The organism is Helicobacter sp. UBA3407 (assembly GCF_949747025.1).
GTDB lineage: Bacteria > Campylobacterota > Campylobacteria > Campylobacterales > Helicobacteraceae > Helicobacter_D > Helicobacter_D ganmani.
In genome coordinates this window covers 1-8,655 of record NZ_CATKCB010000167.1, presented here as the reverse complement: position 1 = coordinate 8,655, position 8,655 = coordinate 1, and the positions used below count along the sequence as shown (strand labels likewise).

Genomic DNA, 8,655 nt, shown 5'->3' with positions numbered 1-8,655 from the left:
TTGATAGAATCTCTATGCAAAGTGCATTAAGTTTTTGATAAAATTCCATCTTTTTTACTCCTTAATTTTTGATTCTTAAACTATTTCCCACTACAAGCAAAGAGCTAAGCGACATAGAAAGTGCCGCAATAAGAGGAATCACAAAGCCTGCCATTGCAAGCGGAATCGTTAGGGCATTATACACAAGAGAGATTCCAAGATTTTGCAAAATAAACCGATAAGTGCGCTGCCCAATCTTAAAAGAATCCAATATGCCTTGCATGCTATCGTCAAGCACGACGACATCACTCACGCTAATAGCTAAATCAATGCCGCCACCCATTGCGATGGAAATATCACTTTTGCCAAGCGCAATGGAATCGTTAATGCCGTCGCCTGCCATTACGACAATTTTGCCCTGTTTGTGTAGTTTGTCAATGAAATTTGCCTTATCTAGCGGACTTTGTGCGGCATAATATTCTGTGATTCCAACAACTTGTGCGACACTTTGACAAGCCCCCGCATTATCACCGCTTAAAAGTATGCAGGCAATCCCTTTTTGTTGCAATGCTGCAATCGTCTCTTTTGCATCTTTTTTAAGAGTGTCTTGTAAGGTAAATTCCACTAAAATCTTAGAATCTTTGGCAAAATAAAACACGCTTGCTTGTGTGTCTTGCAGAGGAGTTGGAATCTCTACATTATGCTCTTGTAAAAGCATCAAGTTTCCGCCTAGATAAGTGTTATCTTGCACCTTTGCTACGATTCCGCGCGCATTAATCTGTATCATAGAATCTAAAGAGATTACTTCATTTTTTTGTCCAATAAACTCTAATACTGCTTTGCTAATAGGGTGGGCATTTTGTGTGAGCATAGAATATAGGATTCCACAATCTTTAGAATCTAGTGCATTTTGAGCGTTAAAATACCGCACATTTAAGACTTTAAGCTTACCCTCTGTTAATGTTCCTGTTTTGTCTAGCACCAATGTGTCAGCTTTGGCAATGGTTTCCAAAAACCGCGCTTCCTTGAAAAGAATCTTGTGTTTTAAGGATTCACTAAGTCCAATAAGAGAGGCAATCGGGGTTGCAAGGGCAAGTGCGCAAGGACAAGCGATGATAATCACAGAAATCATCACCATTAAAGAGCGTTCAAAAGGTGCATTTAGCATATATTCCCAAACCAACAAAGTGCCGAAAGCAAGGGAGAGAATCACAAGGGAAAAATAATGCGAGATATAATCGGCTGCTTCTTGAATCTTGGGGCGCGCATTGAGGGAGTTTTCCACCAAACCTACAATTTTCATCATCAAAGAATCCTTGAAAACCTTGCAGACTTGATATTCAAAGGGGCAATTTAGAGCTAAAGAACCAGAATAAATGGAATCCCCTGCATTTTTGATTCGTGGTAAGGATTCACCACTCATTGCACTTTCATCACAGAGTGCTTCTTGGCTTAACAAAACCCCATCAAGTGCGATGCGTTCCCCCGGTCGCACTTGCACAATATCTCCTACACGCACAGATTCTATTGCGATTTCTTGGAAGTCTTGTGTAGGATTGGAATCCCTAGTGATTTGGGATTCCGAATTTTGTGGAGTTTGTAGCACCCGCACACTCAAGGGCATTTGCGCATTGAGTTTATCTAAGTTATCCACCGCACTTTTTTTGCCACGCACTTCCAAGAATTTGCCAATTAACACGAAAGTAATAATCATCGCAACAGATTCAAAGTAGGTCTCACCACCTTTGAAACTCGCATAAATGGAATAAAGATAAGCCAAACTTGCCCCACTAATCACGAGTAAATCCATATTGGGTGTTCTAAATTTTAGCGCAGCCCAAGCACCACGCCAGAAAATGATTCCGCTAAAAAATAGCACAGGGGTAGAGAGTGCGAATCCCGCGAAGTTTAGAATATTGCGCATTTCATTAGAGATTCCACTAAAATACCCCGCGTATTGTGCTACGGCAATCCACATAATATTCATCACGCAAAAGATTCCAACTACCATTTTAATGTAATAATCACGCTTTTCTTTATTTGCGTAAGCTTCTTGTAAGCGCGGGTCATAAGCGTGTGCGTCATAACCAATTTGTCGGATTGTCTGAATGATTTGAGAAATCTTAATCGCCTTTGGATTATAAAGAATTGTGGCTTTGTTATTGGTGTAGTTAAGATTGACTTTTATGATTCCATTTGTTTTGGCAAGGATTTTTTCATTCAGCCAGACACAAGCAATGCAATGGATTTTTTCTAAAATAAGAGAAATCTCGCACAAATTCTCTTTCACGCTCACATAACGTTCAAAAAATGGCGCAGAATCAAAGGAATCTAGACTTTCATTTTCTAAGATTTGTGTTGCAGGTTCTAAGGTGTTGTTGCCTAATTTGCTATAAAAATCCTCTAAACCCTCGCTATTTAAGAGTTTATAAACGCCCTCACAGCCTTTACAACAAAAATACTTTTCCTCCTTGCCAATTTTGGTTTTAAGCAACACCTTTTCGTCAAACTCTAAATGGCAGTGGTCGCAAAGATGTTTCATAGAATCCCTAAAAAATAAAAGGTATTACACTTAAAAATGTGATACAAAGCAATCCACCGCTAATTTTACTCCAATGTCCTTGCGTGATTATAAGCAATAAATACACTAAAAATCCCGCACTTAATCCAATTGTAATGGAGGTTGTAAGGGGCATTAAAAGAATGATAAAAAAACTTGCAATCAAAGAATCTGTATCGCTAAAATCAATATGTGAAATCTCTAAAAACATAAATGCACCAATCACAACTAAAATGGGATAAATCGCAAAGGAGGGAATGCTCAAAAACAGGGGCAAAATAAAAAGTGTCAAGCAAAAAAATAATGCCGCAAATACTGCACTAAGCCCACTTCGTCCTCCTGCGGCAGTGCCACTTGCGGATTCTAAAAAACTCGTTGTTGTAGAAGTGCCAAGAAGCCCTCCAGCCATTGTTGCTACTGCATCTATTTGCAAGGTGCGCTCTAGCGGTGTATCACGTTCTGTGTGGTCTAAGCCATAAAACAGATTTGCCTTGATTCCAATCCCAGAAAGTGTGCCTAAAGAATCAAACAAATCCGTAACCATTAGCATTAAAATCACAGGGACAAAGGCGAATTTCAGAATGCCAAACACGTCTAACTCTAATGCAATGGGCGCAATAGAAGCAGGAGAGGAAAAGATTTGCGTGGGGGTTTGTGCGATTTCAAATAAGAATCCTATTCCACTAAGCAATGCAATCGTAAGGATAAACGCGCCTTTGACTTTTAAAACATACAAAACAAGCGCAACCATAATCCCAACAATTCCTAAAAGGGTTGTAATATGGCTTAAATCGCCGAGCAATAAATTATCATTTTGGAGCGTGAATATTTCTAAGCCTTTTAAGCCAATGGTTGCAAGAAATGCGCCTAGTCCAACACAAAGAGCAAAACGCAAGTTTTTAGGGATAGATTTCAGAATCCAAACCCTAAAATTGCTCAATGAAATCAAAGCAAAAATCAAGCCCGAAACAAATACGATTCCTAAGCCCTGCTGCCACGAGATTCCATAGCCTTGCACAACACCATAAGTAAAATACGCATTCAGCCCCATTCCCACACTCATCGCAACGGGAGTGTTTGCATAGATTCCACACACAAGAGTAGAAAGAATTGTAATAAGTGTAATTGCGGTAATTAAGGCTTCTTTAGGCATTCCTGCTTGAGAGAGAATCTCTGCGGAGACGGGAATCGCATAGAGCATAGACAAAAAAATCGTAAAGCCCGCTAAAAATTCTGTTTTGATATTACTTCCTTTGGTTGGAAGCTGAAAATATTGCTCTACTCGCTGCTTTAAGCTTAAAGGGTTGTGTTTTTGGTGGTTTCTTGCTTGTTGTGTATTACTATGGTTTTGCGATTCTTTCTTTACCATTATTTCCCCGCGCCTATGCGTTGGATTCAAATTGTTTTAAAAATTTCTTAAGATTTCTTGCTGCTTGACGAATCCTATTTTCATTTTCTATAAGAGCAATACGAACATAATTATCCCCGTGATTGCCAAAGCCAATTCCCGGACTTACCGCGATTTTTGCCTCTTGCAAAAGCTGTTTAGAAAACTCCATACTGCCTAGATGTTTAGCGCATTCTGGAATCTCCGCCCAAATAAACATACTTGCTTTTGGTTTTGTCATTTTCCACCCAGCTGCTCCAAAGCTATCAATTAGCACTTCCATACGATGTTCGTATTTGTGGGCAATCTCTTGCACACAAGTTTGGTCGCCATTTAAGGCAATTGTAGAGGCGATTTGAATCGGAGTGTAAAGCCCATAGTCTAGCCAACTTTTGATTTTTTGTAACGCACCAATGAGCTTTTCATTACCTACCATACAACCCACTCGCCAACCCGCCATATTATAGCTTTTAGAAAGAGTATAGCCTTCTACGGCGACATCTAGCGCACCTTCTATTTCAAAGATAGAGGGTGCAACATAACCTCCAAAGCTCAAATCCGCATAGGCAATATCGTTTATGATATAGAATCGCTCTTGTTTTGCTAGATTCACAAGTCTTTCATAGAATCTCTTATAAACAACCACCGTGGTAGGATTATGAGGAAAGTTTGTTACAACAAATTTTGGTTTGGGCATTGTGTTTTTAAGGGCTTTTTGTAGAGATTCAAAATAAGCCTCTTCATCTAATTCATAGTTTTCATTCCACTTTAACCCAAAAGTTGCTACATTCGCACCCGCTAGCATAAAGGCATAATAATGAATCGGATAAGCTGGCTCTGCAACGATTGCAGTATCACCGGGATTTGTAATTGCTTGGACTAAATGCACATAACCCTCTTTAGAGCCCATAGAAACACAAACTTGTGTGTCGGGATTTAAAGTGATTCCGTATTTGCGTTTGTAGGTATCTGCAATGGCAAGACGGAGTTTATAGATTCCTTTACTTGCCGAATAGCCGTGATTTTTGGGCTTGTGTGCTGCTTCACAGAGTTTATCTATGATATGTTTTGGAGTTGCGCCATCGGGGTTTCCCATACTAAAGTCAATCACATCTTCGCCCTCTTGACGCATTTTTAATTTAATTTCGTTAATGGCAGCAAAAACATACTTTGGTAATCTTTTAATTCTTTCAAACTCAATTTCTTTAAACATTTTTTCTCCTTTTTATTTTCATTTTAGTGTTACATCTAAGCCATTTTTTGTTGTAATGGGCAAAAAAGTATCCGTGATTTTTACAAACATTGCTCCCTTTGGAATCTCTTTTTGGAATGCCTGTGAGGATTTTTGATTGCTAATAATTTCTAAAATATTCAGATTTTTATCAAAAAATATTAATTTTGGATACCATAGGATTCCATTGCTTGATTTGACTTCTAGTCGGCTACCTTTATCAATTTGATACCAATATTCTCCCTTTAGATTGGCTTTGTGATTCGTTTCATTGGTGGTTAATTTGGTTGCTTTTGGGTATTGAAATGTAGTATTTGTGATAATGTAATTCCATTGATATATGTGGCTTCGTTCAATATTTAAAACTTTGTAGCCATAATCGTATAGTTTTTCTTGTAAAAGCGTAGGGTCAATCGCATATTCAGTATTCATAGAGAGAATAAACTTAAATTGTTGTTCGTTAAGCACACTTTCTTTAAGTAGAAAGTAATAATATCCCATTTCATTTAAAATATCATAGAGTACATTTGTAAAAGTGGTTGGATTTTCCTTGACACTAAAGGTAACTTCAAGTTCCATTGGTTGCTTAAAAGTGAGCTTTAATAAACCATTTTGTTTAAGTGTTTGAGAGATTTTATATAAATCTGGTTGTCCTGCACTATCCAAAAAATATCTTTGATTGCTAAAGAGTCTTTGGATAAATTTTTGATTTGTTTTATATTCTTGCACGCCTAAGAGTTGCGCAACTTTGTAATCAATCGGATTTTGTAATGTAGGAGTTTGTGCATTAATAGAGTTTTCTAGCAGACAAACAAAAAGGACAATCCATAAGCATTTGCGGGTTATTTCTACCACCCTAATCCCCTTGTATGTTGATTATATTGTGCAAGCGTAATTTCACTGAAGTTTCCTGCTTCATCTACCCAAAAAAGCATTTTTTCTGCTTTGTTGTAGTTTGTTAGTTCGCCATTGTTGTTTAAATCTAGCATTCCGTGTCCTGTAATAATAGTTTGCGGGCGGGTTAAGTCAATCTCTATGGCATTGCTTGTTAGGAGTGAAGTTTTTTTGCGTGTATCTAAATACACGATTCCAACCCAAACATTGGAGCGAGGGACGATTTCTAACTTGCGTGTAGATGTTGTAATAGCTTGTGTTGGGGTGTTGGGTGTAGATTGGATAGAATCTTGTGTATTTTCTGTATTAGCAACTTGTGGTAGCTCATTTAGAGGCGCAGAGGCAGAGGCGTCTAAAGAAGTATTTGTGGGTAGTGGTTCGTCTTTTGCAGATGTAGCGGGAGCTACTATATTTTCTGTGGCATTGTTTTCTGTATTTTCTAGTTCTACATTGGGGTTAGTATGTTGAGATTCTATTGGTGTTGGCTCTTTGGTAGTTTCTTTAGCGGAATTGTCAGAGAAATTTGTCCAAGCATAAAATCCAACACCCAAAAAGAGGATAATAATTGCACTAAGAATGAGGTATTTTTGGGAATTATTTTGTTTGATGACTTCGTGCGTAACCTTGAAATTAATGACTGTTTCTAGGCTTTCTTGTTTTTGGTCAGGGCGGTTATTCCAAAACTCATTATATTCCTCTTGCCATTTTTGTAAATTGACATTATATTCGCGCTCCAAAATCTTGACTAATCCAATCGTTGTCGTATGGTCTTGGAGTGCTTCAAAGTTGGAATCCAAAATAAATTGGATTTTGTTTAACGCCATATGTGTGTGTTTTGAGATTTCTCTTGCTCCAATTTTTTTTAATTTTTCAATATCTTCCATTCATAATCCTATCTATTAAAATTGCACCCGCTGTGCTGACATTGAGAGAATCAAACTCTCTTTTTTGCGGAATAGCAAGGTTTTGGTCCATTTTTTTTAAGATTCTATTTCCCAAACCCTCTCCCTCATTTCCTAAAAATAATGCTTTTTTGCCCTTTGGTATTTGCGTGAGATGTGTGCCTTTTGGATTGGTTCCATAAAGGGTAAAATTAGCCAATCTAAGCTCATTTGCAACATCTAGCGCATTATGCACGACTGCAAAGGGCATATCCAACATTGCTCCTGCACTTGCGCGCAATACCCCTTCTTGTTTTAATTCTTTTAAGCCACAAATTACGATTCCATCTACACCTAGCACATAACTACTGCGAAAGAGTGCCCCAAGATTCCCAACATCATTAACACCGCACAACACTAGCACAAATTGCATTGTCTTAATGGCATTCCATTCCAATGGCACAAGAGGGGAAATCTCTAGCAAATAGCCTTGATGATTTCCACCTTTTGCTAAAGCTTGCGCCTTTTTGGAATCTACGCGAAGCAATGGGATATTTAGCTTTGCAAAAGCCTGAAACAGCTTTTTGTCAATCTCTTTAGCAAGGTAAATGGTTTGTATTTTTTCGCTATGTTTTAAAAGAACAAGTTCAGCAATGTGCTTCCCATAAACAATCATTGATTTTATCCTATTTTTTCTTAAATTTTTTGTTTATTTTGTTAATAATTCATAATATTCACTCGCATTTCCGCCCTTTAATTTTGCTAGAATCTTAGCTTTTATTTTAGGCGGAATCTCTAGGCTTAATACCATTTCTTGCGTCAGGACTTTTTCTTCTTGTTGGTCTGTTGTAGGGCTAAGAATAATCACCCACTCGCCTTTAAGAAATGCAGAATCTTTGCGGCATTTTTGCGTAAAAGATTCTTTGATTTGCTTTAAGGTGTCTTTAAAGGTTTGTTGGTGCTTTTTTGTTAATTCTTTTGCTAAAAAAACTATGCGCAAGGAATCAATTTGCGTCATTAGTTCTAAGGTTTCTAGCAATCTGTGTGTCGATTCATAAAAAACAACAGGATAAGGGCTCTTGAATGCTCTGTGTAGGGATTCTAAACGTTCTTTTATCTTGTGTGGCAGAAATCCTAAAAAGCTAAATTCTTTTTCTATGATTCCGCTAAATGCTACCGCCAAAGTAACTGCACTAATCCCACCTAACACTTCATAAGGCAAACTTCTCTCCTGCAAGAATCGCACAAGCTCTACGCCAGGGTCGCTAATACATGGCATTCCAGCGTCGCTTAAAAAGCCAATTTTTTGACTGAAAAACTCTTCTGTTGCTTGACTAAGAAATTGCGATGCGTTATGCGTATGAAAGGAAAAATATTGATAATCTCTAAAAGAGAGAATCCCACGCTCTGTGAGCAGTGCAATTAATCGTTTGCTGACTCTTGTATCCTCGCATAATAGCACTTCGCAATGTTTTAAAGCCTCTATTGTGCGCAATGTAATATCTTGTAGATTGCCAATAGGAGTTGGCAGAAAAGTAACCATAAGAATGGGTTATTTGAGGTTGTATCTTTGCTTGAATTTCTCCACTCTTCCTGCGGTATCTACAACTTTGTCTGAACCGGTATAAAAAGGATGGCAAAACGAAGAAATGTCAATTCTTAAAGTAGGTTTTGTGCTTAGGACTTCTATTTCTTTGCCACTAGTAACGCAAGTTACTTTGCA

The 8,655-nt window shown here is 37.9% G+C and carries 8 protein-coding genes; all 8 read right to left on the bottom strand.

The genetic code is table 11. The annotated features are described in order from the left end of the window. Nucleotides 1-61: 61 nt before the first annotated feature. Nucleotides 62-2,521: a heavy metal translocating P-type ATPase gene (locus tag Q1553_RS06365; RefSeq protein ID WP_300842826.1), complete on the bottom strand. Its 2,460-nt coding sequence runs from the start codon at nucleotides 2,519-2,521 to the stop codon at nucleotides 62-64. 7 nt (nucleotides 2,522-2,528) lie between these two features. Next, entirely contained in the window at nucleotides 2,529-3,908 is a 1,380-nt protein-coding gene (locus Q1553_RS06360; protein ID WP_115551147.1) for an NCS2 family permease, read from the bottom strand. Between the two features lie 13 nt (nucleotides 3,909-3,921). Further along, nucleotides 3,922-5,139: an LL-diaminopimelate aminotransferase gene (locus Q1553_RS06355; RefSeq protein WP_115551146.1), complete on the bottom strand. Its 1,218-nt coding sequence runs from the start codon at nucleotides 5,137-5,139 to the stop codon at nucleotides 3,922-3,924. Between the two features lie 18 nt (nucleotides 5,140-5,157). Further along, entirely contained in the window at nucleotides 5,158-6,012 is an 855-nt protein-coding gene (locus Q1553_RS06350) for a hypothetical protein (protein WP_245944201.1), read from the bottom strand. Then, nucleotides 6,006-6,935 carry a hypothetical protein gene (locus Q1553_RS06345; protein WP_297570974.1) on the bottom strand — a complete coding sequence of 310 codons (930 nt, stop codon included), beginning with the start codon at nucleotides 6,933-6,935 and terminating at the stop codon, nucleotides 6,006-6,008. The genes Q1553_RS06350 and Q1553_RS06345 overlap by 7 nt, the downstream gene beginning before the upstream one ends. After that, nucleotides 6,922-7,608, bottom strand: coding sequence for a 23S rRNA (guanosine(2251)-2'-O)-methyltransferase RlmB (gene rlmB / locus Q1553_RS06340; RefSeq protein WP_115551144.1), 687 nt, complete (start codon nucleotides 7,606-7,608; stop codon nucleotides 6,922-6,924). The genes Q1553_RS06345 and rlmB overlap by 14 nt, the downstream gene beginning before the upstream one ends. 33 nt (nucleotides 7,609-7,641) lie before the next feature. Continuing rightward, complete coding sequence (gene rsmI / locus Q1553_RS06335) at nucleotides 7,642-8,475, bottom strand: 16S rRNA (cytidine(1402)-2'-O)-methyltransferase (RefSeq protein ID WP_115551143.1); 834 nt, start codon at nucleotides 8,473-8,475, stop codon at nucleotides 7,642-7,644. A gap of 9 nt (nucleotides 8,476-8,484) precedes the next feature. Beyond that, nucleotides 8,485-8,655 (bottom strand): 50S ribosomal protein L31 (gene rpmE, locus Q1553_RS06330; protein WP_300842827.1); only part of this gene is annotated, 171 nt, incomplete at its 5' end.